The organism is Citrobacter sp. RHB20-C16 (assembly GCF_013890155.1).
GTDB lineage: Bacteria > Pseudomonadota > Gammaproteobacteria > Enterobacterales > Enterobacteriaceae > Citrobacter_A > Citrobacter_A amalonaticus.
This window is the reverse complement of sequence record NZ_CP057631.1, coordinates 36,003-60,657: the sequence shown is the minus strand read 5'-3', so window position 1 is coordinate 60,657 and position 24,655 is coordinate 36,003. Positions and strand designations below refer to the sequence as shown.

Sequence of the window (24,655 nt, the reverse complement as noted above, 5' to 3'; positions counted from 1 at the left end):
GGTGATATTAACCAGATAAAAAAGGCGTCCAAGTGGACGCCGTATGTTTGAACAGGGGCTGTTACTTCAATGCGACAAATGGCGTGTTTGCCCCTTGAGTCATGTACTGAGGAAGCTGACCATTCCATTTGTTGATGGCTTCCAGTTCCATAACGTTCGGGTTCTGGCGTAGTGCGTCCCCGCGCAGTTTGATAGCGTCTGCTTCTGCTTGAGCACGTTTGCGGATCGCATCTGCTTCACCCTCGGCTTGCTCACGCAGCATGTTCGCTTCCGCCTTACGCTGTTCAACTTCTTGCTGGCGCTGGAGCGTTCTCTGGTTTGCGGTAACTTTGGCATTGATGGATTCGATGACAGTGGTCGGGTAGTCGGGTTTGCCCACCCATGACAGACTGATTACTTCGATGCCGACCGGTGACATTTCTGCCTGAATATCTTTAAGTGCGTTGTCCAGAAGAGCAGCTTTACCACCGTCGATAAAAGAGTCAGTTGTCATGCGACTTGCCAGACGGTTCAGGGAGTCTGCAATCTTCTGGCGCAGGTCGGTCTCGGTAATGTCGTCAACGCCTTTGCGATATGTCTGGAACACGGTCGTGACCTTGCTGCGGTTAACCAGATACGCCACACCAATCTTGTGACCGATGGCTGTACCGTCGCTCATCTGGAACGTAAACGGCTCATCGTAGGTTTTCATTTGTTTGAAAGTTGGGAAGGTGTACAGCTCGGTATTCAGACCAGTCCACTGGCGGCCAACGCCGACAACTTCACCGATACCTTTGTCTTCACCCAATTTGTTTACTTTGATGCCAACGTATCCCGGTTCCACGCGATCGCAGCCGGTCAGACCCATTGTGCAAATAGCAGCCAGAGCTACCGCCAGTAAACCTTTCTTCATTACTTACTTCTCCTTAGATTTTTTGAGTGAGTTGAAATACCTGCGGCCAGCGATAAAGTAGATAACCGGGAAGCCGAATGCGACGACAAGCCCAATGAGAAAGGCCAGATCGCTTTTAGCGGATATCAGCGACGGAACCAGTAGACCGTAAACGAAAAAGACGGATACCAGGGCCGCTACCGCCATGAGATAACCTTTGATCATGTGTTTCCTTTTGTCGTTATGGTGGCGAAATGATAAGTAAGTACTTATATATTTTCAAGTGCTAAAAAAGGCGTCCAGTGGACGCCTTTGTGATTAAGCTTCTTCGGTTTCGAGTGGTGTCGATTCTTTTGCTCGTCGCTCATCGATGGCCTGTAGCGCAGCGATGATTTCCGGGAGCGGCTTGTCGCGGTACATCTCGACGATCTGTGATTTGGTGTATTTCTTATCACCAATTTCCACGCGCCCGCTGGCGTTCTTGGGCAGGTATCCTTCCTCCAGCATGTATTCAACCAGAGATTCGATGACGTCCAGCCCGCGTGTCGGGTCGAAGTAGAATTTCCATGAGCATTTGCCAAACGGAGGCGCGACTTTGTTTTTAATGCACTCGGCGCCCACATCCTGCCCAATTTTCTCTTTACCATCTTTCATGACGGATGCCCCCAGACGAATGCGTACTGATGCGTAGAACTTCGGAGAATCACCACCCGGAGAAGTCGTCGGATCGCCAAACATCACGCCGATTTTGGTACGCACCTGATTAAGAAAAATGATGCACGCGTTGTACTTACGCGCCCAGAGCGCAAGAGTAGGGAAGTTGGCACTCGTTGCTCGCGCCAGCGCCGTGTTGTCGTTCATGTTCAGCTGATCTTTGTCTTTCGCAGTGCCTTCTGCCATCTTGTCGAACTTCTCAGCCTTTGAGTTCGGCACCATCGACGCCAGAGAGTCGGCCACGATGCAGATAGGCGCTGTTTCCGGGATAAGCTCTTCGTCGCGTACCAGTTTGAGGATTGTGCCGATCAGCTCAACGGAATCTTCGAAGGTGTCAGGCTGTTTGTAGACCCACTGACCGTCGTCTTCGTCTGCGTTCAGACCGTTAGCGACAGCCAGAGCAACATCGAAACTGTTTTCGTGGTCGAGGAACACGGCCAGCCCGTCCTGCTTCTGTGCGGAAACCATCGCAGCCGTTGCCAGAAATGTTTTCCCTGCACTTGGAGGTCCGAATACCTCAACGATACGGCCACATGGGAATCCCCCGTCGTAGCGCCCAGAAATGGCTTTGTTCAGCGGAGGGAAGCCAGAATCAATCCAGTGAGAGACTTTCTGGATCTCGTCGTTGCTGCCGATTTTCTTTTTCAATGCCAGCGCGAGAGCGGATTTACCTTTTGCCATAATCAGGCTCCTTTTGATTCGTTGATTCGCTTCGAAGCAGCGGCTTCGTCAAACTTGATTGCGTCGTGGTTGAGGTGTCTGGCTACACGAGCGATGATCTTCACCACCTGTTCGCTGAGCAGCGCGAACTCTCGCTCAGTGGCAAAAATGCCAGCAGCGCCCAGAATATTCGGCAGCGCCACCACAGCGTGCTCGCCGTGGCAAAATACAATCTCTTTAGCCAGCATCGTTGGTGTGGTTGTCCCGCCATTAATGATGGATTTCAACATCAGCAGTACCTCTCAAAGGGGAGAACAAACACGTCCAGATCTTCCAGAAACGAACGGAAGTTAAGCTCGTAGCACATCTGTTCGAAGGCTTTCAGATCTCGATTGCCTTTAATCGACTGGATTTCACTTGGTGGAAACCTGGTTTCTATCAGATTCATCAGTGTCATATTGCGCACAAAGGCTTCCAGCATCCTGCAGCCCGTCTTCTCGTTGAAGGCGTTCTTAGCCAGCTTGTTGAATGCCGTTTTGTAGCGGCCTTTGTTGATGACGATAGAGCCGTCGTTAATGCCGCGTACCATCGCTGAAACACTTCCCCATTCATGCAGCAGCTCTTTCGCGCCGCCATCACCAATGCCACCTACGCCTTTGATGTTGTCGGAGTTATCACCCTGTAATGCCTTCGCTTCCAGAAAAGCACGTGGAGTAGGAAGACCGATAAGCTCTGCGAACTGTTCGAAGTTAACCTGCTTGTGTCTGGCGTCTTCGCGCAGGCTCACCCAGCTCACGTTCTCACGCACCAGTTGTAGCCAGTCACCATCGCCGGTCAGTAGATAGATATGCTCGACGCTCGGCTGCGGGGCGAGACGAGAAACCAACATCCCGGCCAGATCGTCTGCTTCTGCATCTTTGGCAACCATCTGGTTAACGCCAAGCGCGGTCATCATTTTGAGGATGTAGGGCTTCTGGATAGCAAACCCCTCTTTCATCTTCTTCATTTCCGGATCGTCATCGCGATTCGCTTTGTAGTCCGGGTAATAAGCGCGACGTCGGTCGCTGTACCCATCCCAAAGAATCATCGGACGAGCATGGAGAATTGAGGCATAGCGACGAACGTTCTTCACAAAGCCAAAGACAGCCTGGACTTCCATTTCGCCGTTATGCAGTTTGTCGGATTGCTGGTGGTAATAGCCCAGGCTGTTACCGTCCACGAAGAGATAATTCACCGGAACACTCCTTCCAAAAAGTAAGGCGTCCGTAGACGCCTTACTGGTCACGTTATGGGATTACAGAGCGTCCAGTTCTGCCAGCAGGTCATCGAGGCCTTCATCAGCTGGCGCAGCAGCCGTAGCTGTGCTTTCAGTTGCAGCCGTTGCCGCTTCTGGTGCTTTAGCTGGTTCTGGAGTGGTTTCTGGCTTGAACTCGGCTTCTGCGGCACGCAGGATTTCTTCGTCAACCAGACTGGAGGATTCAGGCGCTGGGGTGTGCGCTGTAGCGACAGCCGCTGCACCTTCCGTATGACCAGTGATTGAGCCAAAGCCTGGCAGTTCAGCCGCAGCAGATTTCGTAGCAGAAGAAATGGCCGGGGCGGACATGGTGGCAGCCGGTGCTGCAATGCCAATCAGTCGACCCATAGTGCGGGCAGTGGACAGCAGACGAGTTTCGTCAGCCTGGTTCGCGTAAGCGATCAGATCGTGCTGGGTAGACCACAGTTTCTCCGGGATATCGCCTTTGTAGACTTTACGTTTCGGGGATACGTCGTATTTGGTGTCACGACCAGAGCCGGTGCGCTTAATCAGGAACGCGTAACCTTCTTCCTTGCTCAGTGGGTTGCCGATATCGTCCGCAATATCTTCTGACATAACTTTGCAGATATCGTCGAATACAGTGGACGGCAGCTCAATCAGCTGGCATTTCTCTGCATCGGCAAAGTCTTCGCGTGCAGACAACACACCATTGACCAGATAACGCGGGGTGGCACGCATTTGACCAATGCGCTCTTCCATTGCTTTGTTACCTTTAAAGCGAGCACGACCTTCCATAACCATCTCGCATAACTGGCACGCGTGGCCGTGGGTATGCTGTTCGCAGATATAAGCAGTGGTAACTTCTTTGCCTTCCTCATTCTGATGCTTAACGTAGTGCATACCGAACGTCTGGAAGAACACACCATTCGGGTCGTCCTTGTTCGGGAAAATGCGCAGGTAATTGTTACCGTCTTTCAGACGGGTCAAATCAACGTTATTGCCACGTTTAGAAGCAATATCGCCACGGGTCTTGTTAAGCAGATCAAGTAATGACTTAGACATGTATTTCTCCTTGTTGTGATTGTGGCCATTGGCGCTGTGCGCTTTGGGCGTTCGTTTGTTCGTGGCTCTTGCGAGCGAGAAGAATAATAGATCAGTGCTTACTTATAATCTATCGGAAATTAACGGGGAGAATGGAATCGCTCGGCGCCCAGACGTTCAATCTCCACGATAGCCATTTTTGACGCCTGGACAATCATGTCTCGGCGGTGAGAGAAGGCGGCAACTGCGTGTTTGTACAGGTCTGCAATGTACCGGGCTTCGTCGAGTTTCTGACGTCTGGCAAGGTACTGAGGGCTGGTTCTGACCTTCGCCTGAAGAACGGACTCATTATATTTAATGCCGTTCATACTCAGGTTTTTACGCTCGTTATCGTAGATTTTTGCTTCTATTGCATCGAGCGAGAGCTTTGCGTCAGCGGCCTCTCTTTCTGCTCTGGCAAGCTTTGAGCCGTACTCCATCAGAAGACGCGGTTGTTGACGCCAGACTTCCTCCAGATTGTCGCGGTCGAACTCCAGATCGGACATGATTTTTTCGTAGATATCGGTGCTCATAGTGTTAATTACCTGCTTATTTGTTTGTATCAATTTTATCATGGTGAAAGCAGGCGTAGTAATTTATGACACAAAGAAGTGAAGGCTATGGGGCAGGTAAGTCGGTGAAAGGCTAAGTGGTTCTGATAACCTATGCGTCGTTAAAAGCTGGCCGTAGACAGCGTGCGACATGGGGTGGAGGACACGGACGGTCGAAGCATACTCGCCGTTGACAGTTGTCAACACTGTTACTAGAATGCTTAATAATCGGAGGGGAATGAAGATACATCCCAATAAGCATATTCAAGCAGCCATTGAATATGCCTTGAGCCGAGGCTGGGTTTGGGTGGCACCAGGCAATTCTGCACACTGTTTTTGCAAATTGCGCTGTGGAAATCCAGAAGGTGAACACCGAGATCACCACATTAGCGTATGGTCGACGCCAAGAAGCGCCGAGAGCCATGCCAAGCAAATCAGGCGCGTCGTAGATCGTTGCACTTGATTTTGCCCGGAGAGGGGCGGTGAATACCGTCCTTCTCCGACGAAGTGAGAATACTTGAATACTCTGAATACTAAACGAAGAGGTTTTATGGCGCTTTATAACTTCACTCTGACACTCTCTGGCGTAACCTATGAGACCGAAGGACTGGAAGATGCGCTGTACGAAAGCGGCTGTGACGATGCGCTGATCTGTGCATACGGAAACTCCGTCTATGTTGAGTTTGACCGCGAAGCAGAATCACTGGATGCAGCCATTGCATCAGCGGTCGACAATATCGAATCTGCTGGTATCGGCGCCATTGTAGAGTCAGTTGATTCTGCTCTGGTCGGACTGAGTGATATCGCTGATATCACCGAAATGTCACGCCAGGCGATTGCGATGCTGAAAGATGGCAAACGCGGCAGCGGCGATTTCCCTTGCCCAATTCAGCGAATTAAAGGCCAGTCACCACTCTGGGATTGGGCTGATGTTGCTGAATGGCTGTTACAGAACGGTCGATTGAAAGAAGGCAACGAACTGGTGAATAACGCTCGTGTATTGAGTAAGTGGAACCTTGCGTTGCGTAGCAGTGCATCAAAAGATTTTCGGGAAATAGAAGCCATTGCTTCATCGCTTATCGAGAAGCGTCGCAGAGCTGTCGCGTAATATGCTGCCTGCGTTTGGCTCTACGCCCATGTTCTGAATGAAATCATGATATTAATGTATAAAAGAGGGAGCATGGATAAAGATACCAAACGCGGTTCTGCATTAGTGAGCGCTTTAAAATCAGATTCCTTAGTTGATTTGACCAAAGAATATGCAGAACTGGGGATAGATAGCCTCATTGAATCAAATACGCTTGAATCAATTCCTTTTGTTAACACTGCTGTCGGTCTATACAAGGCAGCTGGTTCTGTAAGAGATCATTTATTTACTGACAAGATTGTGCGCTTTCTCACTCAATTCGCTGATTTAACCGACGCTGAGCGGATTAATATGACCGAGCGATTGAATGAAGATGATAAATACGCGGGAAAAGCAGGCGCAAGGTTAATAGAAATTATCGACAGGATGGAAAGCGAAGACAAGCCAGAAATGGCGGCAGAGTTCCTCAAAGCGTTTTCCAGAGAAGAGATTGACTTTGACGTCCTGCGTCGTTTGCTGGTCGCTCTTGAAAGAGTTCCCGCATTCGATATTAAGGAACTGGCTTATTTCTCAGAAGCTGATTACCAAATAACCAGAAACATGGATGAGTTTCTTTTACTGGCCTTAGTTAATGCTGGTTTGGGACAAAATAATGGCGGGTTCGATGGCGGCGCAATTATCCCAACGAAGCTGTGCAAGATCTTTGTTGAAGCAGGGAAGTTGAAAAAGACCCACTGATGTCATCTGTGAAATAGGGGCATTAGCCCCTTTAAACTAAATTTAGTTATTCCCTAATGAGCCGGCCATCGCCGCGTATTTAATCTCATCTTCGGGTATTTCAGGGTGAAGCTTGATTTGCCGGATAACGTAGGCGGGAACTTCATCGCCCCACAGTTTGGCCGCATCTTTGCAGACCTTGTATGCAAAATCTCTGTTCTCAAAAGCATAGGCTTTCCCATAGGCATATTTCTGGCAGCCGTAGACAGCACTGCCGAAGTCGCCATCTTTATCGGGGAAGGCACATCCAGTCATAAGTAAGGGTAACGCCGCTAAGAGCAGGGGATTAGTAAAACGTTTCATATCTCATTCCGGGAGTTCAGTTTGTATTTCCAAAGGTTTTCTTGAGGGATCTGTAGTCCCCAAGATTCGTGTCTCAGGGACTTAGCTGCGTTTGTCTTCAACGCGATCTTATTTAGAAAGATACTTCTCTTTGAGTTTTTTCAGACGTTCAGCATCCTGTTCAGAGAACTCAGTAGTACCGAAGATTGATTTACCGTCCACGTCTCTCAACTCAGTCACCGTTACGGTGAAAATTGCATCATCCGGAGCGTTAACGTTCGCCCAATCAGAGAACATATTAGGCTCTAGTTTCCAGTGAGCTTTCTCCCCTGGTTCAAGTCCACCGGGGATTTCGTAATTAAAAGTGTCTGTGTACCAGGGAACGCTTCTTCCAGGGCTTGAAATAACGCCTTTAAAGAATGCTCTGGCAACGGATTTATCTGTGCCATTTTCAACACTGATGTCCAGCACTGGCTGATCAGGGCCGTAGTTTTGTTTCTCAAGATAAAAACGAGATCGTTCAACTTTGAAGGCTTTCAGTTTATCGGCTGCTTCTACTGAAGCGCTTTGCTTCGCCTCAAGTTCTTTTATTTCCTGAAGAGCCTGCTCTTTCTCTTTCTTCTCGCGTTCGAGTCGGATGGTTTCTGCATAGGTAATTACTTCTTCACCGGTCTTTCCTTCCAGTGCCGTTTTGATTTTCCCTTCATACACATCCCCAGACGAGGCTCCGGCCTTCATCAACTCTCGCATGTCAATCTGGCTCAGCGCTACGACTTTGACCGCCTCATCAAACTGAGACTTCTTGTCGTCAGGCAAGGACTCTCTGACCTTCTGGATGGACTCTTTCGTTGACTGATCACTTGATGTGTCGATTTTTGGTTTGTCGCAAGCCGAAAGCAGCAGCGATAAGGCAATAACTCCAGCTAGTTTTCTCATTTCCATATTCCCAGTTGTAAAAACAAGAATAATCCTAACAAAGATATAAATCAGGACAAGTCGTAGCCTGCACATTATGTGAAAGTTTAGGCTTTCGTGGTAAATGAGTGTTTTTTAAACAAAATCTTCTAGTGGAAAATCGTGTCTCGATACGTATGAAAGAGGGCATTGAGTTTAAAAATGTAAAATAAAGGTTGCACAGTAAGAAGGGTCATGCGTTAATAGTGGCGTTGGTTTGCAAGACAGACCTTATGAAAGCAGTTTTAGTAAAGCAGTCTCAGTTCAGAGTTATCATCAGATTTCCCTTCTTCGTGAGTCTCCTCCTTTAGTGCCTAAGTAAGTCCCAATCTCTACAGATCAAATTCTCGCCGCACTGTGTGGCTCACAAAATTTAGAAGGTAATATCTATGTCTAATAAAATGACTGGTTTAGTAAAATGGTTTAACGCAGATAAAGGCTTTGGCTTTATCACTCCTGATGATGGCAGCAAGGACGTATTCGTTCACTTTTCTGCAATCCAGAGCAACGACTTCCGTACCCTGGACGAAGGCCAGAAGGTAGAGTTCTCTGTCGAGAATGGCGCTAAAGGCCCGGCAGCTGCTAACGTTGTCGCTCAGAGCTAAACACTTTTGATAATCCCTGTCTCTGCGACCACGAAGACGGCGCAAGCCCGAGTAGACAGAATGGTGGGGATACATAAGTTGAGTAAATCGGTGTGTACACCATGCCGATTTAATCGACACAACGGTCAGCTTATTTAGATCCGTTACTGGATAGTATGCTAACCGTTGTGGCGAAATGCGGGTTTGCCGCATGAATGGTCTTAGGCAGAAGCTAACTGCCGGCTTTGCGAAACAAAGTGCGTAAGAGGGGCGACTTCCTCAAAAAACGCTACAACCAAATAAAGAAACCCGCCAAATGGCGGGTTTTGTTTTATGCGACTCTTTTACCGAATATGCTGGATAGCGTGGCTTTGGTCTGTCGATGCAGGCGGTACTTCCTGACATCGCCAATCCTGTTCACTTCCATGAACTCTTTGGCCACCTTCAGCACCAGACGATCGCGGAAGGCTTTAAACGCCTCCAGTTGTTCTTCTGGATTATCCGATTCGTAGATTTCCAGCAGATACTGGCACGCCTTCGGATCTTGCGTTTTAAGTGCCAGTGCCCTGGCACATTTACGTAAACGACTCACTTTGTCGACGCCATCCAGAACGGCGAACGCCAGCGCTAGATCTAACGTGACCGGGCAATCGATGATTTCCCAGAACTGCGTCCGCAACGTGGCCGCTATCGCTTTGTCCTGATAGTCCACTGGAATAGCCGCCAGCGCTTGTGCAATCTTCTGGGCCTTGTTCATGGTGTTCTCTTTATTCATTTGCTAATAGTCTCCGCTACCTCTGCCAGAATTGCTTCCAGCTTTTCGCCTTCCTCTGGGCGAAAGTACAAAATGTTAGGGTTAAATCCGTAGAAAACGGTCACATCCAGCTCCGGCAGATACTCTTTGCGTCCAACCAGGTCGGATGGTTTGCTCTTGTTGTTGAAAAGCGACGTTGCCCGGCTGCCACACGTCAGCACATAGGTCGGACGTACCAGTTCGATCTCTTCGCGCATATAGTCTGTGAACTGACCGATCTCGTCTTTGGTATAGTCCTTCTCTTTGTCCTTCACCTTCTTGCACACGCCGGTGACGTATAAATCGCCCATCCGTAAATCACCTGCAGTCAGTAACTTCGCCTTAAAGTCGTCATAGCCGTTCTCCATGAAGTAACCGGTACGCCCATCATTGCCGTTCGCGTTGTCCAGAATGACCATGATTTTCGGTTTAATGCCGATGCTGGGACGGATAAGCTCATCGCCTAAACCCATTTCGGCCGCCATGCGCGTCATCAGCACATTCACTTCGGCAGAGCGCTTAGGGTTCATCTCGAACGGACGAGAGGCTTTTACCGCGTCGATCACCAGATTGCCCATCAGCTCCGCCTGGTCGCGCAGTCGTTCCGGATCGGTTGCTGGCAGACTGCCCGGCTCGATGGATGCAAACGCGCCAACCTTTTGCAGTGATTCACGTACCCGGCTGTTACACGAACGCTTCTCGACAGCCTCTTCGAATTGCGCCAGTGACTCGAACTTACCGCCGACTTTCTCTCTGGCTCGCATGATGGCCTGACAGCCGTTCTCAGAGCAGCCTTTTACAGCAGAGAAGGGGGCATACAAAACCTGACTACCATCTTCCAGCGTGCGGATCTCAATGCGATTCGACGACACGTTAACGTCTGGAGGAAGGACACGAATGCCATAGGTCAGCGCATCCTTCACAAGCCCCTGGTGCTTGTCTTCGCCCAGAATGGTAAGCGCAGCAGCAAAGAACTCAGCAGGGTAATGCGATTTAAGCCACATTGACTGATAGCTGATTAAGGAATAGGCAACAGAATGTGATTTATTGAACTGGTACGCGCCATTCTTTTCGAAGGCTTCCCAGATCTCCTTCGCTTTCGTTTCTGATAAACCTGCATGTGACGCCGTCACGCGAATCGCAGACATTGGCAGCTTGGCTCCTGCTTCCAGTGCCTCTTCGACCGTCCGCAATGTGCCGTCTTCACATTTGAAGTGTTCCGCGCGATGAATACGCATGGTATCGCCGTCTTCCAGCTCTACGTCAATCCATCCTGCCTGAGCCTGGACGACGAACTTCTCGCCCATGTGTCGCATCTTCTCCATATCTTTTTTACCGATAGCTTTGCGCACCCCGTCTGCCTCGGCCATTGTGAAACCGGCCAGCAGCCGCGTCGCATTCATCGTTTGTTCTTGATAAAGAATCACGCCGTTGGTTTCAGCAGTCAGCTCATCCAGTACCGGGTGCAGTGAATGGGGTGGCATGAAACCTTTTGCGACGGCGACATAGTCATCCAACATGCCGGACTGAATAGGGCCAGGTCGGAAGAGCGCGGTTGTTGCGACAACCGTTTTAAAGCTCATCGGCTCGATGCCACCGCCCAGATCTTTAAGCAGCTTGCGCATGGGGCCGGACTCCAGCTGGAATACGCCCTGCGTGTACCCTGCAGAGAACCCATCCAGAACCTTTCGATCGTCCAGCGGGATAGCATCGAGATTGATGTCTTCCCCGGTACTCTCTTTGATGTAGCGTTTCGCGCTATCCAGAAGATCGAGCGTTGCCAGCCCGAGAACGTCCAGCTTAATCAGCCCCATTGCCTCGCAGTAGCGCTTATCGAACGCAATACAGCGTGCATTGCCACGTAACTCGACGGGCGTGCGCTCAGTTAATTTAACGCCAGCCACAATCATCCCCGCCGCATGACGACCAAAGCCACGCATCAGACTTTGCAGCTTGCACGCCGCTTTGAACGCTTCCGGATTCTTGGTGGCGTATTTGTCCAGGCTGGCCAGTTGTTCGCGCAGCTCTTCCAGCGACAGGCTATCGTCTTCCAGATTCTTGAACTCTTTGGAGACCGCCATATCCGCAGCGTCGACGCCATAGATACGTGCTGTATCGCGCAGCGCGGAAGCCGCGCCCAGATAAGTGAAGTTGGGAATACCGGCAACGTATTCTTCGCCATAGCGTTCATTCAGATACTCGATCACCTCATGACGTCGTGCCTGGCTAAAGTCCAGATCCGCATCCGGAAGGTCGAGACGTTCCGGGTTAATGAAACGTTCAAACAGCAGACCGTGACGGATAGGGTCAACGTTGGTAATGCCGATGCACCAGGCCACCAGAGAACCGGCAGAGGAACCACGACCAGGCCCGACAGGAATGCCGGTTTCACGACTGTGATTCATCAGGTCGCGCACCATCAGGAAGTAACCGCAAAACCCCAGACGAGTCAGTGTATCCATCTCATATTTCAGGCGATCGACATACACACGGTGCTCAGATGCTGGTGGCGTATAACCAAACTCTTTGGTGGTGAGACGCTTGCGCAGCCCCGCGACAGCCAGCTTCATCAGTGTTGCAGGTTCGTCGTCTGCCATCTTTGGCAGTGCTGGTGGCAATTCATGCCAGCGCCATGTGCAGGCTTCGATTATTGTGTCCTGCGTCGTGGATGCCATCGCTGCATTCACAGGCACACCCATCCGGACAGAGAATGCTTTCAGTGCCTCCAGCAAATGACGGCGCCCATTAACGGCATTATCACGCTGGTGGGGGATACGCAGACGATGCGGCTGGTCGATTTTGATGTTGTTCATGACCATGTGCGCAATGTCTTTAATATCGGCGTCGTCAATGGCTTCGTAATACGCAGGGTAGAATGCCACTGGCTCAATTTTCAGAGCGCTTGCCACTTTCATCGCCCGAACGTTGATCTGGTCATAGAATGGCGTAGGGTGCGGATAAACCACGCTGTAGAAGTTATCGCGCCCACCCGCAGTAATCAGCGTGCTGATGATCTTCGCGAAGTCGCGTCGCTGGAATACGCTGCCGATGTCGGAAGTCAGCAGGATGATGTTGCCTTTGGCATACGTGGCCGCCAGCTGGTCGAGCGCAAGTCGTGGTACAAAGTAGAACTGATCACGATTGTTGGCGAAGGTCATCAGTTCGCAAACGTCGCGATAGCCTTCTTCGTTCTTGATTAGCGCCGTAAAGCAGTAGTTGCGATCACGAACCAATGATTCCATACATCTGTTAGCCTCTTTCGCAATGCGGGCGCGGTGCTCATATGTCGGATCGTCAACAATGTTCAGCTTAACACCACAAATGACCGCCATGTCTTCGCCAGCGGCGCGTTGTAGTGGGATCACGCTGGCAATGTTCATGCTGTCAGCAGATATGACAGCAGTGTAGCCAGCTTCTTTCGCGATTTTCACCGCGTTTTCAGCTTTCAGAGCCGATTCTCCCAGGGAGAAGTCAGTTCTGACCATCAGAGCCTTCATGTGTCTTTACCTTTCTGGTTTTCTTTATCTTGTCATTGGGGAAGCCAACGAACTTCCCGTACATCAAAATCGCGACGTCTCTGGCTTTTTCGTGACATTCAGGTCTGTCAGGACACACCAGACAAGACCGGCCAGTTTCAGACGCAGCGATAAGTGAGCCAAAACAACCTTTACGCACGATTAACCGAAGATTTTCTGAACCACTTCACGCGCTGCCTGTGCAGACGTGGATGGAAGTTTATTGATGAACGCTTTTTCAATGCCGGCAGCGAAATCACCGCGCATCATTCCGATTCTTGCTGACAGCAGCAGTTCGCGAGGGCCAATTGGCTGGCTGATCAGGTGCTGTTCGTAACCCTCCCGAACCAGGTTCGCGAACTTCACCATCTTCTCTGCGTACTCGCGGATGATTCCTGCCTTAACCAGCATGTTGACCTCCGCAGCTGTGCTCATGTACTGCACGTTGGAGACGATGCCGAAGCGTGAGAAGTTCGCGGCGTTCTGGATGTTCGTACCTTGATAGAGACCCGTCTCATCGCCAGATCCGTTCGTATTGCCAGTACCAATAAAGGCAAAGCGTTCATGTGGCGTGATTCGGCGCCAGTCCGGAGTCGCCTCTTTGATGATCAGCGGTTCACCTTCCAGCACTGGTTGGTACACGCCCAGAATCTGCGGGAAAGCGAAGTCGTATTCGTCAGCCAGATACACCCAACCGTTCTTCATCGCCAGCGCCAGCAGACCAGGCTCGAAGTAAGTGGAGCCTTCACGAGCGAGGATCTGACCCGTTACGTGTGCTTCTTCCATCGATGCGGTGTGCTGGGCGCGGATCAGTGGTCGGTTCAGCAGGGCGCATAGCTGCGTAGGCAAAGAAGATTTACCGGTGCCAGCGTGCCCCCATAGATAGCCCGGTATTCCGATCTCCAGCATCATGAAGATGTCCTTAATCAGGTCGAAGTCGCCATACACATACCCTTCCTTCGCTTCTGGTACGAACTCCGGATATGGCGTATTGACGTTAACTGTCACCTGCAGTGGCTTTCCGCGCGGCGTTCCCAGCTCTTTCAGAGTGACACCAAGCAGCTCGTGCGCGGCCACCAGTTCTGTCTTGTATTCAACCGTTCCTGCATATCCAGGGTGCGAGCTAATCTCCGCTATTTTTCCTTCACCTGAGTGCTTCTCTGCGCGTTTCTCTTTCAGTTTGGCCAGTGCCGTGCGAGAAATAGTCGGCTCGTCAGGAAATTCGGTGGTGTACATCTTCACCACTTCGTCAATGTCGAGGCCTTTCGCTGTTTCCGGAATGTTTTCACAGCGGCCCATAGAGATATGGGATTTCAGGTGATGGAATGATTTGCCACACCACTTGCAGATGATGGTTTCCGGCAAATGTTCTTCTTGCTGTAGTGCAGTAGCGGTCATGTGTTTTCCTTACTGATTTGTCGTTCGTGGGGTATATCTTATATAAATATATCAGGTTGTATAGTAAGTGATTACTTAAATTTAAGGGTGAGAAAATCACCCAAGAATGATACGACCTAATTCCGTCACTACTGACGAACCCAACTCTTCCACTTTGTTAACAAGGGCGTAATTTTTGTAATAGCGCTTAGGGGCATCTGTCAGTACACCTATGGCCATCAGGTCGATATCACTGAGTGTCTCAATCTCTTTGGTGGTAGAGCGGAGGTGTTCGCTGAATCCGTCACCAGCAGCGCAGGGGACGCCGTCACTCAACACCATCATGATTTTCTTGTCTTCCATTCGGCCTGAGAACAATGACGCCAACTGTGCAATGCTTTCCCCATCAACGTTGTTAAGCAGGGGGAACGTCTCAGCGACACAGCCCATTCTGGCGCGAACGTTTGTCGCGTTAACTTTCTCATTCCAGTTTTTTATGATCGGCAGCATCAACGCTTCGAAGCGTGTGAACCCTGCTTTTCTCATGGTATCAAAGTCCGGATTTCCGAACGTGGTGAAGCCGGTGATAATGTTAGGCACGTTGATGCGATCCAGCGCGTCGGCGATGGTGTAGGCGCTTGCCAAAGCCAGGTGAATCTTCCGTCCTCCCATTGAACCTGATAAGTCGATAACCTGCTGAACACAGGCGTTAACAGCCTTGTGATCTTCTTTTCGACGGAAGACACGGTCATCGTTCATGGAAAGCCGATACAGACTCGAACCGTGGATACGTCCACGACGCTGTCCGGGGACAAACTGTACGCGGTTACGACTGGCTATTGCACGTTCCAGGTCTTTGGCGAGAGTTGAAGAGATCCCCGCAGACAGATGAGGCTCAATCTTTGCCTGGAACAGCAGAGAACCCTCCGGAACCATACGGTAGCGGTCCATTGGCGAGTGCATGGGGATAGAGCCAAACACTTTTCTTGTGCGCCTGATGTGCTGTTCCGCCTCATCGATAGACCCGATGAAATCATATGAGCGATCGTATGGACGATACTCAGACAAAGAGGCACCCATGAGTTCCTTTTTGATGGTCTCGGACAGGGGATCTTCGGCCGCTTCGTCACCACCGTCTTCCATTTCATCAATTGCCTTGAGAGCATCCTCAAGCGTCATGTCACTTGGGTCGGCTACGAATCCAGAGTCGCTGTCCGGAGCTTCCTCAGTTGCTTCATCCCTTTCGCTTTCGGAGCCGGAACGGTCTTCTTCACTGTCACCGTCTTCATCGCCAGCGCTTCCTGCACTTGCGCCGTCGCCTTCGTCTTGTGTTGATTCACCCTCTCCGGAACCATAACCGTCCGACTCATCAGCATCCTCACTAATACCGTCTCCATGTGTTGGTGTGCTGTCGGCGTCTGATTCTGTTTCTGGTTGCGATGTGTCAGCTGCGGCAGTGTCTTTTCCTGATTCTGGCGATTCCTCACCTGCTTCTGTAGATTTATTATCTGTATCACTAATATCTTTATCGTCAGTAGGTAAGTCCATACTTACTGATTCAGGTAAATCAGAATCCCCAGAATCGTCTTCATCTTCAGGCTCACTGTCAGGTCTTTCTGTGCGTTCCGGGGCGCTCCCATCACGAGTAGCATCTTCTGATGACTCAGGCGTTTCTTCAGGCTCTTCCTCACTCCTGGAGGGTTTCTTCGCGGAAGACTTTCTCTCCGGCAATTTACCTTCTGGTTCGTCTTTCATGTCACGCATGATAAGAGCGATGGCCACCGCTACCAATATGCAGTCGCTGGTGCTGTTCATGTTACGAATGGCCTTGTCGATGCCGTGCTCTTTCAGAAGAGCAACGGGCCTGGCGATGAGGCGCCAGTGCTCTTCCATAAACTCGATGAAAGGGTTCTGTCCGTCCCAGGCACGCACGACCGGGCAGAGGAAGAATTTCAGAAACAGCTCTTGCTGATTGCCCCGACAGATCGCAACAGCCTCGGGTACTTTGGTTTTGAAGTACTTATCGATGATCAGGTTCTGTGTAGCCAGAAGATTGCGGCGAGTTCCGTTGAATACCTGTCCCATTTTACGTTCAATGAAGACGTCTTCCAGTGCATTCCAAAGCCCGAACGATGGCTTCTTGCTCTTATCACGCATCTTCTGGGCGTCTTTAAAGTTGGTGAACAGGATATGTGCCACCTCGTGATCGAGGAAGCCACGGATCGCATTCAGCAACGCCGGTGATGCATCATCTGGAATGGATGGAATGTTTACCAGTACTGGCTCTCCCTTCGTGTTGTAGCGGACGAACGCTTCATTTCCGCGTTCTGATACGGGGATATTTCGGCCGGACAGCATGGCAACGACACGTTTTACGCAGTCGCGAAAATCCTGTACCTCCTTGAGTACGGGGCGCGTGGTGATTTTGGACATGAGAATTTCCTTGTTATAAAAACAATTTGTTTTCTGATGTGTGTAATTTAGCGCTGTACGAACAGGCCATGAAGTTGTTCGTACAGGCGTATGAAGGGATGGAATTGGTATTAGTCGGTGCGGACGGCTATGGAACCGCAGCCGGTGTTAATCAAAGTGAAGTGATGCTCACAGAGTTCAAACTTAAAAGCGGTCGCGTCGTTCATGCTTATTGCCAACTCAGAACTTGGCAGTTCAATCAGAATGGCAGCGGCATCGTCATATTCCAGTGCTAAAGCATCTCCTACCCCGAGGGCGTTCAAAATAGAAGCTATTTTCTTCATCATTATCATCCAACTGAGCACATAATAACGGTGGCAAATGGTACTACCTATTGTATCAATAAGGAATATATCTATATCAAATATAAGTTATAAAAACGACCCGGAAACAGTTGTTCGGCATGCAAAAAAGTCATGAAAACGTTGACCTGGCGCAGATTAGGAGCCTACTGAAAATGATAGATAAGTCTTTACAACCCTGGCCTTTGTTGTAATATCGGTAAGCACTTACCAGAGATTAACAAAAACACGCAAGGTTCACACATGGCTACCAACGAAACTGAAAACAAATTAGGTCGCTACGCTGCTTATATCGATTCTCTTATCACTATCTCCCCAAAAACTCAGGCGACCATTGCGAAAGAAATGGGGTACAGAAACTCCAACAATCTCTCACTTATCAAGAGCGGTAAAATCCCGCTGCCGGTAGATAAGGTGAGACCATTAGCGCTGTCGCTGGATGCAGATCCGGTTCGACTGATGCTCATGGTGCTGGAAGAGCGTCATCCCGAACTGCTTGAATTTTTCCGCGAAGAAGGTACTGCGCCTCTCACTAAGGATGAAAAACTTGTGTTAGAAGCATTCCGCAAGCGTTTTGATAACCAGCAGGGTGCTTCAGAGAAGGTTGTTGAGGCTATCAAGTCACTGTGAGAAGTTTATCCGAATAAGCTCGGTTGACAGACGATCACCCTTGAACTTGTGGTCAATCTCATCCAGGTCTATCTGCTCAACAATAGATGCGATGTACGCCGAGAAGCTGTTTAAGGCGTCTCGCATCTGATCCATATAGTCGTGACGGTCATATACCTGGTCTATACCTTCAAGGCTATGGTTCATGATCTTACGTGCTACTTCCTGATTAATACCCAGAGCCGGAAAATAACTACGCGCTGTTCTTCTCAGATCTCGCGGCGTAAAGGGTTCAACCTCAGTCAATTCAGGTCGCTCAAGTATCCTTCTCAGTGCCTGGGCGATGGCCACCTTAGACATCGGAGAGTCTTCGCCGCGCTTCTTGTTCGACGGAACGAGCCACTGGCTACCTTTGCCATACTCGATCAGTGCTTCTACGCATTGCCGCATTAGCGGACTGAGTGGTAGTGAGTGCTGTCGGGCCGACTTGTTTCGAGTTCCTTGATTCCATACATCTCTCTTAAGATCAAACTCTTGCACCCGCGCCCTGAGTACTTCATCAGGTCGTCTGGCAGCGACAAGACAGAGCCTGGCCGCCCATTTCGTGCCTTCACAAACGCTGAAATAGTCCCAGACGTTCCAGAAAACCCAAACCTCTGCGTCGGTCAGTTTCCGTTCTCGTGGCACCGGTTTTGCACCTCCGGCAACCTTGTTGAGCGACATATCATTCAGCGGAGATGTATCAATCACGCCCTGAAAAGCGCACCAACCCAGAAACTGCTTCATCAGGGAGAACACGCGTCTACCCATGACGATCTTGCCTTCCAGTATCAACGGGTTTACCAGTTGGTTAACCAGAACGCGGTTAATTTCCCTTACTTTCACATCAGCAATATGCGGAAGAACATGTATCAAAACACAGTGAACTGCGATCTCTGGTCGACGCCGGGTAATCAGCAAAGATAAGCGAGTGAATAACATGAAGGCATCGGAAAACTTCATATCGCCACTTACCAGAGAGGCTGTCAACGCGTTCATCTGCGATGCCTTTTCCAGAAATTCAATCGCGTCCCGCGATGTGTTTTCGGCTGCGCGTGCTCGATCAAATGAGTTTTTCATTGTCCAATCACTTAGTTGCGCCGTGATACTGGATGAATAACCAGTATATTAGGCATGATTTCTTATAGGATCAAGTCTCAAAATACAGTGTTTTGACCAATGATTCCATACTTTATAGGTATGGAATCATTGTAGCCTGATTTTTTGAAATCTGTTGTATGTTAGGCAAGATTCCCCACTGATTGTGGGAAAATAAATATATGGCGTTTTAACGCGGTCTAATTGAATCTGGTATCATATTGAAAAAGGACAATTAACCCATTAATCATGACTAATTTTGATGAGCTTGCTGAATTCGGTGGACCGCGTATGCAGGCAGCAATTTTTAACGTGGCCGGAGTTGATTACGGTGTGTATTTTACAGAAATCACCAAGGATAACCTGTTTGATTGCGCGGTTGAGTTTCCACAGGGTTTTACGTTTCCTGAATACGGAAAACATTACGATGTAGTGTTTGACTCTCTTCAGAACAGCAAGGATAAGACATATTTTAAAAGAATGGAAAACCTGCCTGATGGTGCCGGTACTCGAGTCCTCAAACGCGTTGAAAGAATAATTATTGACCACTATAATACTTTTAATGTGGCACTTTACACGTTTGCACCAGAAGACCTAAAACTTTCAGGTGTTTACTGTCGATTTGTGGCCATGAAGAAACACAGAGGGTCTACTATTGAAGTAGGCTTGGAACCAGGGGGGAGGGCGAATGTCTTACGAACGCCAAAATTCTACACGGCTTGAGCAGTATCGTGCTCGCCAGGCTGAACGCATCGATGCTATGAATCGGGCTATCGAAGCGGGCCAAACTACTGTAGTCGCATCCTCTTCTGAAAATGCGGAGCCTGTTCGCACGCCTATCAATATTGATTTCAAACCAGGGAATTCTGATTTTTCAAGGACAGTACTCACTACCGTAAAACCCTTCATCGAAGGTTATAGACGAGCTGGTTTGATACCCACCCGGGGGCGCAAAAGTCCTACCGCTGCCGGTGTAGAGGTCGCAATCCGACCACGTATAGATGTAAGAGCTGCGGCATTGATCTCAAGCACGTCACAAGATGAACCGCGTGATGGGCAACTTTTTGCTTATGACGCACGTACGGGTCGGATGGTTCCTGTAAATGAACGTGATGTCGCTCAGAGAGTCAGAGTCGTTACTAGAGGTCGTGGTAGACCAAGACGGCACAATCTAGCAGTAGCTAGAAATAAATAAGCCCCGTACGGGGCTTTTTGCTGGGTCAAAACTGGGCAGTTTCAAACTCAGTGTGACCGCCAATACGGTGGCCATTAATGAAGAGAAGATCTGCGGAAGATTTCGCACTGTATGGGCAACCTTCTCTGACAGCTTTCGTCCATAGAACACAGGTTTTCCCTTACTGGTAGGCTTCCAGCGCTACCTTGCACAGATCTGAGCGCACACAGTCTTCGGTTGTGAACTCAATAAGGCCAACATGAGACGAAGGCTTAAAGCGCTCCAGTGCATCCTCCAGACCTGACTTCACATTGCCAGGCAGGTCGCATTGCGTGATATCGCCGTTCACAATGACCGTCACGTTCTCACCCATGCGAGTCAGGAACATTTTCATTTGTGACGCCGTCACGTTTTGCGCCTCATCGAGAATAACGAAAGCGTTCTCGAATGTACGTCCGCGCATGTATGCAAAGGGGGCGATTTCCACTTTGCCCACCTCTGGCTTTAAGCAGTATTCGAGGAATGAGCCACCCAGACGCTTCTGTAGCACGTCATATACTGGCCGGAAGAACGGAGCGAACTTCTCAGCCATATCACCAGGGAGAAAGCCCAGATCTTCTTCTGCTTGCAATACCGGACGCGTCACGATGATCTTGTCGACTTCCTTATCCAGCAGACGCTGCGCGGCGGTGGCTGCTGCCAGGTATGTCTTCCCGCAGCCGGCTTCACCCGTGGCGAACGTAAGAGATTTACTGTCGAGGGAGATGAGGTAGTGGGCCTGGGCTTCGTTACGCGCTTCGATGGGGGAGTTGTCACGCTTGGGTTTTGGGGGCAGAGCAGGGGCGGTTTGCAGTTCGTCGACAATGATAGTGTCAATTTCATAGCCGTGAATGCGGGATTTAGACTTAAGAGCCTGACGAGCTGCGCGACGCGCCTGTTTACGTTTGTTTCCCATATTGAGTCCTTTCAAGTGAGTCACTGTGAGTGACTATAGCCTATAACGATAGGTAAGTCATTACCTATCGGTGTGGTCGTATTCACATTATGAAAAACAGCCGTATGGTACTCGAAAGTTGATAAATAAAAGAAAAAGAACCACTTATTGGTGGTTAAATAACCTAAAGAAGATATTATGATAGGATATGAAGAGTGTTAAATAGCTCACTACCGGTCTTTTTCGTGACAAGGAACAGTTCCCATGCATATTACAGTTACCACACAGCAGGTACACACGCATAAGAAAAACATAAGACGAGAAGACCTGAACGGACTCACCTGTTTTATGCAAATGGCTCATAGTGTACGGGTCACCGCATCATTAGATCATCAGGCTATTGTTCGCGGCGTTCTTGGAGAACCTGACAGCCATGAACACCATCAGTTATCTTCCTATTGGCGTTGGGATAATGTAGATGCGGTGAAGTTGGTGGATGTTTTGTATGCCGTAGCTACAGCCAGAGTATAATCATGAGCACACTTCAAATTACTACAAAAGTATAATTATTATGAGAATCACAATTCACAAACCTATTGTAATATTCATTGCTCTGCTGATGTTAACATTTATTTTTTGGGATTGGCTTCAAGATAACATTGCTGTTGTAGGTGGCCTTGCAACTGCCTTCGCTTTTCTAGCCACGGCATGGACGGCATTCGAAGCTAAAGCCAGTGCAAGAGCTGCTATGAAGGCGACACAGTTGACATCGGAGTCCTTGCTTGAAATGAAGAAATCTTCCTTTAAAGATTGGCTTGAAATGCTACTTTCTCAACATGAAAAAATCCATCAGGAGGTAGTATTAGAATTATTAAAAAAAGACTCAGATTTTAACGTTAAACTAGAGTTGAATTTCGCTGATGCTATATATTATTCATTAGCTAAAAAACAGTTATTTACCAGATACGTTAGTCATTTTATTTCAATTCTAGAGTACATAGACAAGGAGTTTTATCTATCATCTAATGCTGACGGTGAAAGAGAACAATATATTGAGCAACTGCAAAACAGAGTTAACCCGGAAGTAAAAATGGTTATTGCGATTCTTGGGTTAAATATTAGATCTACAAGAACTTACAATGCTAGTAAGCTGAATATGTTGCTAAACAAGTATCACTTCTTTAAGAATGATTGTTTTTTTACTGATGCACATGCTCGATTGCAATGGCTGCATTCCTATATATTAGAGCTATTTACAAACGAATATAGAAAATCGGTTGAATACTATGTAAATGAAAATATTAAAAAGTACAAAAAAGGGATAAGGAATCCCATCAATGACCAGTACTTTGATAAACACCAAAAAATAAAATTTGTCTTATTCTGGTCATATGATAACCTTTGTAGAGGTTATCTTGAAGAAATGTTTTCAAAATTACCGACAAATGTCAGAAATGGGATTTATATAAGTATCAGTGAGGCGGTTCAGAAAAAAGAAGATATTGAGCAAAGATTGTCTCAACTCATTGGGTTTACTGTTCCTCGTGCAAATGACAAGATTAAAACAATTAAAAACCAAAGAGATATACTTTTACTCCTTCGATTTTATTTGAGATTTAAGGATGAAATTAAGTTAAACAATATTATATTTTCGGGGCGTATCTCCAAAGTGTATGGCAATGAACTAACTAAAACAGTGCATGATTATGAGTTTTTCGTGGCTCTATTACGACTAGCGCGTGATGATGAGAAAGAAAAAGTAATTGATGAAATTATAGATGTTGCTATTCAAATGCGTGATTATTACGTATCCAGGCTTGATGATTACAGTTTTCGTAAGAAAGAGAATAATGATATGAGTTGATACTCAAAGGGGCTTAGCCCCTTTTGTATTAAACGATGGACTAGATCGCAATCAGAAACGATAACCAACGCCAACTATCCACGTTTTGGTCTTCACATCGCCTTTCTTCATATAGTCGTAGGCAACGTCAACGACCCAATTGTTGATGAGATCAATCTGCACACCGGCCCCATAAGCGGCAGCGGTGTGTTTATCGCTGGTTTTGTATTCCCGTGTGGAAATCGACGACTCAGTGCGAGCGATACCGGCTACTGCATAAGCGCTGATGTAGTCATTGAAACGATAAGATGGGCCGACAGTTAAGCTGTAATACTTTTGCTTGTCGGTTCTAACCTTACCGTACATCAGCTTGTCGAACGTCCATTTCCCGGTAGTCTGGTCGTAACCATAGCCACGATAATACCCCTTCTGGTTGTCTTCATTTCTCGCAATAGTAAACGTCCCAACCAGGCTAAAATTGGAATTGAACTCGTGGCGATATTTAAAATTAGTACCGTGGAGATCATGCTTCTCGCCATCTGTCAGTGTTATTTTTGTATTCGCGTAACCGACAGAAAACGTATTTCTGGACGAATCTGCGTAAGCCTGGTTGACAAACAACGCCCCTGAAAGCGCTAGTAAAGCGCATAACTTAAACTTCATAACACCTCCGCTTTGTTATTTAGTGACTATTTAAACTGGTCTTAATTTTAATCGTACAGCGACGCATTGATGTAATTGACCGTATTACCGTTTGGCAAATACGGAGTATTGTGCGGGAATGTCGCCGTCAATCCGGCCCCCATATTTCCAAGTTCAATTACGTTTCCGTAAGCACATGGCGCCTCAAGGTTCAGGATGTAAGCCGGGCTGAAACTTCTCCACCAATATTGCTGCGGTACGGCAATGGTGGCGGTGGCGTGGCTAACATCGACCTTTCGTTTAGAGTCTTTGTTGAGTGCGACGAACTTGTTCTGCAATGGTCTTGCTGATGTGGAATAGACTCGTCGTCCTGTTTTGTCGTACATCTCCATTCCCCACCCGCCTGCAGATTTTGGAATATCGTTCGTGAAGATATAGAACGTGCCGGCAACGTTGCCTGACGCCCTGGTTCTGATAACCCAGGTACTCCCTGAGACATACTGCGTGGTATGCAAGGGAACCATGCTGTTTAAACGCGTATAGCAAACCACTCTCAGCGATGCAGATATTCCGGTGTCATGAATTTTCGCAACCCCCGTATGGGAAAAGCTCATCTTTTTCGCGAAATGCATACAGGGGGTATCTGGTGTCGCGAATATTCTTCCGCTGCTATCCCTTAGCATCATTCCGTAGGCCATTACACAGTCTCCAGAAAAACAATAAAGGTGGTTGGTTTTGGTGAGTTGTATCTGACGGTATTCCCCGACACGACAAAGGACGCTTCAACGACATAATCGCCGCTGACATCAGCAACAACGACTACGCGTAATTTAAAGAGTGAGGTGTTGAAGTCGTAGGTGAGCGTCCCAGAGCCGGAAATGTTCGATCTGACGTCCATAACCCAGGTGGGTTGCACGACATCAATCCAGCCTCGCCCTCTTTCGTCGTAAACTCTTGCTCCGTATGCCACGGTTCCCTCCGTTATGGCTTATTCCATTACCTGTCGATTTTTGAACGTTTCTTTAAAGCTGGACGGCTTGCC

27 protein-coding genes are annotated in these 24,655 nt (G+C 48.6%); 8 read left to right on the top strand and 19 right to left on the bottom strand.

All coding sequences use genetic code 11. The features are described 5' to 3' along the window. Positions 1 to 61: 61 nt before the first annotated feature. The 7 genes from HVX64_RS23665 to HVX64_RS23635 form a co-directional block, all read right to left on the bottom strand. A complete protein-coding gene (locus HVX64_RS23665) occupies positions 62 to 892 on the bottom strand; it encodes an SPFH domain-containing protein (protein WP_130097716.1) in 831 nt (276 codons plus the stop codon). Between the two features lie 3 nt (positions 893 to 895). Further along, the gene (locus HVX64_RS23660) at positions 896 to 1,096 is read right to left on the bottom strand and encodes a hypothetical protein (protein WP_130097717.1); all 201 of its coding nucleotides are present in this window, start codon (positions 1,094 to 1,096) and stop codon (positions 896 to 898) included. Between the two features lie 93 nt (positions 1,097 to 1,189). Further along, positions 1,190 to 2,266 (bottom strand): recombinase, encoded by a 1,077-nt coding sequence (locus tag HVX64_RS23655; protein ID WP_130097718.1) that lies wholly within the window; start codon positions 2,264 to 2,266, stop codon positions 1,190 to 1,192. A gap of 2 nt (positions 2,267 to 2,268) precedes the next feature. Beyond that, positions 2,269 to 2,535 (bottom strand): hypothetical protein, encoded by a 267-nt coding sequence (locus HVX64_RS23650; RefSeq protein ID WP_130097719.1) that lies wholly within the window; start codon positions 2,533 to 2,535, stop codon positions 2,269 to 2,271. Beyond that, on the bottom strand, positions 2,535 to 3,479 hold the full coding sequence (locus tag HVX64_RS23645; RefSeq protein WP_130097720.1) for a 5'-3' exonuclease H3TH domain-containing protein: 945 nt from the start codon (positions 3,477 to 3,479) through the stop codon (positions 2,535 to 2,537). The genes HVX64_RS23650 and HVX64_RS23645 overlap by 1 nt, the downstream gene beginning before the upstream one ends. A 60-nt stretch (positions 3,480 to 3,539) precedes the next feature. Beyond that, positions 3,540 to 4,562, bottom strand: coding sequence for a regulator (locus HVX64_RS23640; RefSeq protein WP_130097721.1), 1,023 nt, complete (start codon positions 4,560 to 4,562; stop codon positions 3,540 to 3,542). Positions 4,563 to 4,681: 119 nt separating this feature from the next. After that, positions 4,682 to 5,113, bottom strand: coding sequence for a hypothetical protein (locus HVX64_RS23635; RefSeq protein ID WP_130097722.1), 432 nt, complete (start codon positions 5,111 to 5,113; stop codon positions 4,682 to 4,684). Positions 5,114 to 5,369: 256 nt separating this feature from the next. Here HVX64_RS23635 and HVX64_RS24210 point away from each other — a divergent pair, with 256 nt between their 5' ends. The 3 genes from HVX64_RS24210 (at position 5,370) to HVX64_RS23625 (ending at position 6,956) form a co-directional block, all read left to right on the top strand. Continuing rightward, positions 5,370 to 5,594, top strand: coding sequence for a hypothetical protein (locus HVX64_RS24210; protein ID WP_130097723.1), 225 nt, complete (start codon positions 5,370 to 5,372; stop codon positions 5,592 to 5,594). Between the two features lie 87 nt (positions 5,595 to 5,681). Next, a complete protein-coding gene (locus HVX64_RS23630) occupies positions 5,682 to 6,239 on the top strand; it encodes a DNA-binding protein (RefSeq protein ID WP_130097724.1) in 558 nt (185 codons plus the stop codon). 72 nt (positions 6,240 to 6,311) lie between these two features. After that, positions 6,312 to 6,956, top strand: a complete 645-nt coding sequence (locus HVX64_RS23625) for a hypothetical protein (protein WP_130097725.1) — start codon at positions 6,312 to 6,314, stop codon at positions 6,954 to 6,956. A 42-nt stretch (positions 6,957 to 6,998) separates the two neighbouring features. Here HVX64_RS23625 and HVX64_RS23620 read toward each other — a convergent pair whose 3' ends face one another. Then, on the bottom strand, positions 6,999 to 7,298 hold the full coding sequence (locus HVX64_RS23620) for a hypothetical protein (RefSeq protein ID WP_130097726.1): 300 nt from the start codon (positions 7,296 to 7,298) through the stop codon (positions 6,999 to 7,001). A 108-nt stretch (positions 7,299 to 7,406) separates the two neighbouring features. Next, positions 7,407 to 8,213, bottom strand: a complete 807-nt coding sequence (locus tag HVX64_RS23615) for a DUF6694 family lipoprotein (RefSeq protein ID WP_130097727.1) — start codon at positions 8,211 to 8,213, stop codon at positions 7,407 to 7,409. 407 nt (positions 8,214 to 8,620) lie between these two features. On the opposite strand from HVX64_RS23615, the gene cspG reads away from it, so the two are divergent. Continuing rightward, positions 8,621 to 8,836: a cold shock protein CspG gene (gene cspG / locus HVX64_RS23610; protein WP_130097728.1), complete on the top strand. Its 216-nt coding sequence runs from the start codon at positions 8,621 to 8,623 to the stop codon at positions 8,834 to 8,836. A 310-nt stretch (positions 8,837 to 9,146) separates the two neighbouring features. Here cspG and HVX64_RS23605 read toward each other — a convergent pair whose 3' ends face one another. From HVX64_RS23605 to HVX64_RS23585, 5 genes are all read right to left on the bottom strand, one after another. Beyond that, positions 9,147 to 9,590, bottom strand: coding sequence for a hypothetical protein (locus tag HVX64_RS23605; protein WP_130097729.1), 444 nt, complete (start codon positions 9,588 to 9,590; stop codon positions 9,147 to 9,149). Further along, positions 9,587 to 13,105, bottom strand: a complete 3,519-nt coding sequence (gene dnaE, locus HVX64_RS23600; RefSeq protein WP_130097730.1) for a DNA polymerase III subunit alpha — start codon at positions 13,103 to 13,105, stop codon at positions 9,587 to 9,589. Before dnaE ends, HVX64_RS23605 begins: the two co-directional genes overlap by 4 nt. A 180-nt stretch (positions 13,106 to 13,285) precedes the next feature. Next, positions 13,286 to 14,521 carry an AAA family ATPase gene (locus HVX64_RS23595; protein ID WP_130097732.1) on the bottom strand — a complete coding sequence of 412 codons (1,236 nt, stop codon included), beginning with the start codon at positions 14,519 to 14,521 and terminating at the stop codon, positions 13,286 to 13,288. Between the two features lie 96 nt (positions 14,522 to 14,617). Further along, positions 14,618 to 16,933 (bottom strand): porphyrin biosynthesis protein, encoded by a 2,316-nt coding sequence (locus tag HVX64_RS23590; protein WP_130097733.1) that lies wholly within the window; start codon positions 16,931 to 16,933, stop codon positions 14,618 to 14,620. Positions 16,934 to 17,043: 110 nt separating this feature from the next. Next, positions 17,044 to 17,259, bottom strand: coding sequence for a hypothetical protein (locus HVX64_RS23585; RefSeq protein ID WP_238641262.1), 216 nt, complete (start codon positions 17,257 to 17,259; stop codon positions 17,044 to 17,046). 258 nt (positions 17,260 to 17,517) lie between these two features. Here HVX64_RS23585 and HVX64_RS23580 point away from each other — a divergent pair, with 258 nt between their 5' ends. Continuing rightward, positions 17,518 to 17,904 (top strand): XRE family transcriptional regulator, encoded by a 387-nt coding sequence (locus tag HVX64_RS23580; protein WP_130097734.1) that lies wholly within the window; start codon positions 17,518 to 17,520, stop codon positions 17,902 to 17,904. On the opposite strand, the gene HVX64_RS23575 is transcribed toward HVX64_RS23580, so the two are convergent. After that, positions 17,896 to 19,002 carry a site-specific integrase gene (locus tag HVX64_RS23575; RefSeq protein WP_130097735.1) on the bottom strand — a complete coding sequence of 369 codons (1,107 nt, stop codon included), beginning with the start codon at positions 19,000 to 19,002 and terminating at the stop codon, positions 17,896 to 17,898. The two genes, HVX64_RS23580 and HVX64_RS23575, sit on opposite strands and share 9 nt — an antisense overlap. Before the next feature lie 267 nt (positions 19,003 to 19,269). Here HVX64_RS23575 and HVX64_RS23570 point away from each other — a divergent pair, with 267 nt between their 5' ends. Further along, the gene (locus tag HVX64_RS23570) at positions 19,270 to 19,743 is read left to right on the top strand and encodes a hypothetical protein (RefSeq protein WP_130097736.1); all 474 of its coding nucleotides are present in this window, start codon (positions 19,270 to 19,272) and stop codon (positions 19,741 to 19,743) included. A 632-nt stretch (positions 19,744 to 20,375) separates the two neighbouring features. On the opposite strand, the gene phoH is transcribed toward HVX64_RS23570, so the two are convergent. After that, positions 20,376 to 21,149 carry a phosphate starvation-inducible protein PhoH gene (phoH, locus tag HVX64_RS23565; protein WP_181825453.1) on the bottom strand — a complete coding sequence of 258 codons (774 nt, stop codon included), beginning with the start codon at positions 21,147 to 21,149 and terminating at the stop codon, positions 20,376 to 20,378. A gap of 243 nt (positions 21,150 to 21,392) precedes the next feature. Between phoH and HVX64_RS23560 the strand changes: the two genes are divergently transcribed. After that, entirely contained in the window at positions 21,393 to 21,659 is a 267-nt protein-coding gene (locus HVX64_RS23560; RefSeq protein WP_130097737.1) for a hypothetical protein, read from the top strand. A 40-nt stretch (positions 21,660 to 21,699) separates the two neighbouring features. Beyond that, positions 21,700 to 22,992, top strand: a complete 1,293-nt coding sequence (locus tag HVX64_RS23555) for a hypothetical protein (RefSeq protein ID WP_130097738.1) — start codon at positions 21,700 to 21,702, stop codon at positions 22,990 to 22,992. 51 nt (positions 22,993 to 23,043) lie between these two features. On the opposite strand, the gene HVX64_RS23550 is transcribed toward HVX64_RS23555, so the two are convergent. The 3 genes from HVX64_RS23550 to HVX64_RS23540 are packed head-to-tail and all read right to left on the bottom strand — an operon-like array spanning position 23,044 to position 24,583. Then, a complete protein-coding gene (locus HVX64_RS23550; RefSeq protein WP_130097739.1) occupies positions 23,044 to 23,634 on the bottom strand; it encodes an Ail/Lom family outer membrane beta-barrel protein in 591 nt (196 codons plus the stop codon). A gap of 47 nt (positions 23,635 to 23,681) precedes the next feature. Continuing rightward, positions 23,682 to 24,311 (bottom strand): hypothetical protein, encoded by a 630-nt coding sequence (locus HVX64_RS23545; protein ID WP_130097740.1) that lies wholly within the window; start codon positions 24,309 to 24,311, stop codon positions 23,682 to 23,684. After that, positions 24,311 to 24,583: a hypothetical protein gene (locus tag HVX64_RS23540; protein ID WP_130097741.1), complete on the bottom strand. Its 273-nt coding sequence runs from the start codon at positions 24,581 to 24,583 to the stop codon at positions 24,311 to 24,313. The genes HVX64_RS23545 and HVX64_RS23540 overlap by 1 nt, the downstream gene beginning before the upstream one ends. Positions 24,584 to 24,655: the final 72 nt, after the last annotated feature.

Bases quoted from the DNA above. Each gene is read 5' to 3' on its own strand.
- HVX64_RS23665 (WP_130097716.1), bottom strand. From the start codon at position 892: ATGAAGAAAGGTTTACTGGCGGTAGCTCTGGCTGCTATTTGCACAATG.
- HVX64_RS23660 (WP_130097717.1), bottom strand. From the start codon at position 1,096: ATGATCAAAGGTTATCTCATGGCGGTAGCGGCCCTGGTATCCGTCTTT.
- HVX64_RS23655 (WP_130097718.1), bottom strand. From the start codon at position 2,266: ATGGCAAAAGGTAAATCCGCTCTCGCGCTGGCATTGAAAAAGAAAATC.
- HVX64_RS23650 (WP_130097719.1), bottom strand. From the start codon at position 2,535: ATGTTGAAATCCATCATTAATGGCGGGACAACCACACCAACGATGCTG.
- HVX64_RS23640 (WP_130097721.1), bottom strand. From the start codon at position 4,562: ATGTCTAAGTCATTACTTGATCTGCTTAACAAGACCCGTGGCGATATT.
- HVX64_RS23635 (WP_130097722.1), bottom strand. From the start codon at position 5,113: ATGAGCACCGATATCTACGAAAAAATCATGTCCGATCTGGAGTTCGAC.
- HVX64_RS24210 (WP_130097723.1), top strand. From the start codon at position 5,370: ATGAAGATACATCCCAATAAGCATATTCAAGCAGCCATTGAATATGCC.
- HVX64_RS23630 (WP_130097724.1), top strand. From the start codon at position 5,682: ATGGCGCTTTATAACTTCACTCTGACACTCTCTGGCGTAACCTATGAG.
- HVX64_RS23625 (WP_130097725.1), top strand. From the start codon at position 6,312: ATGGATAAAGATACCAAACGCGGTTCTGCATTAGTGAGCGCTTTAAAA.
- HVX64_RS23620 (WP_130097726.1), bottom strand. From the start codon at position 7,298: ATGAAACGTTTTACTAATCCCCTGCTCTTAGCGGCGTTACCCTTACTT.
- HVX64_RS23615 (WP_130097727.1), bottom strand. From the start codon at position 8,213: ATGAGAAAACTAGCTGGAGTTATTGCCTTATCGCTGCTGCTTTCGGCT.
- cspG (WP_130097728.1), top strand. From the start codon at position 8,621: ATGTCTAATAAAATGACTGGTTTAGTAAAATGGTTTAACGCAGATAAA.
- HVX64_RS23605 (WP_130097729.1), bottom strand. From the start codon at position 9,590: ATGAATAAAGAGAACACCATGAACAAGGCCCAGAAGATTGCACAAGCG.
- dnaE (WP_130097730.1), bottom strand. From the start codon at position 13,105: ATGAAGGCTCTGATGGTCAGAACTGACTTCTCCCTGGGAGAATCGGCT.
- HVX64_RS23595 (WP_130097732.1), bottom strand. From the start codon at position 14,521: ATGACCGCTACTGCACTACAGCAAGAAGAACATTTGCCGGAAACCATC.
- HVX64_RS23590 (WP_130097733.1), bottom strand. From the start codon at position 16,933: ATGTCCAAAATCACCACGCGCCCCGTACTCAAGGAGGTACAGGATTTT.
- HVX64_RS23585 (WP_238641262.1), bottom strand. From the start codon at position 17,259: ATGATGAAGAAAATAGCTTCTATTTTGAACGCCCTCGGGGTAGGAGAT.
- HVX64_RS23580 (WP_130097734.1), top strand. From the start codon at position 17,518: ATGGCTACCAACGAAACTGAAAACAAATTAGGTCGCTACGCTGCTTAT.
- HVX64_RS23575 (WP_130097735.1), bottom strand. From the start codon at position 19,002: ATGAAAAACTCATTTGATCGAGCACGCGCAGCCGAAAACACATCGCGG.
- HVX64_RS23570 (WP_130097736.1), top strand. From the start codon at position 19,270: ATGACTAATTTTGATGAGCTTGCTGAATTCGGTGGACCGCGTATGCAG.
- phoH (WP_181825453.1), bottom strand. From the start codon at position 21,149: ATGGGAAACAAACGTAAACAGGCGCGTCGCGCAGCTCGTCAGGCTCTT.
- HVX64_RS23560 (WP_130097737.1), top strand. From the start codon at position 21,393: ATGCATATTACAGTTACCACACAGCAGGTACACACGCATAAGAAAAAC.
- HVX64_RS23555 (WP_130097738.1), top strand. From the start codon at position 21,700: ATGAGAATCACAATTCACAAACCTATTGTAATATTCATTGCTCTGCTG.
- HVX64_RS23550 (WP_130097739.1), bottom strand. From the start codon at position 23,634: ATGAAGTTTAAGTTATGCGCTTTACTAGCGCTTTCAGGGGCGTTGTTT.
- HVX64_RS23545 (WP_130097740.1), bottom strand. From the start codon at position 24,311: ATGGCCTACGGAATGATGCTAAGGGATAGCAGCGGAAGAATATTCGCG.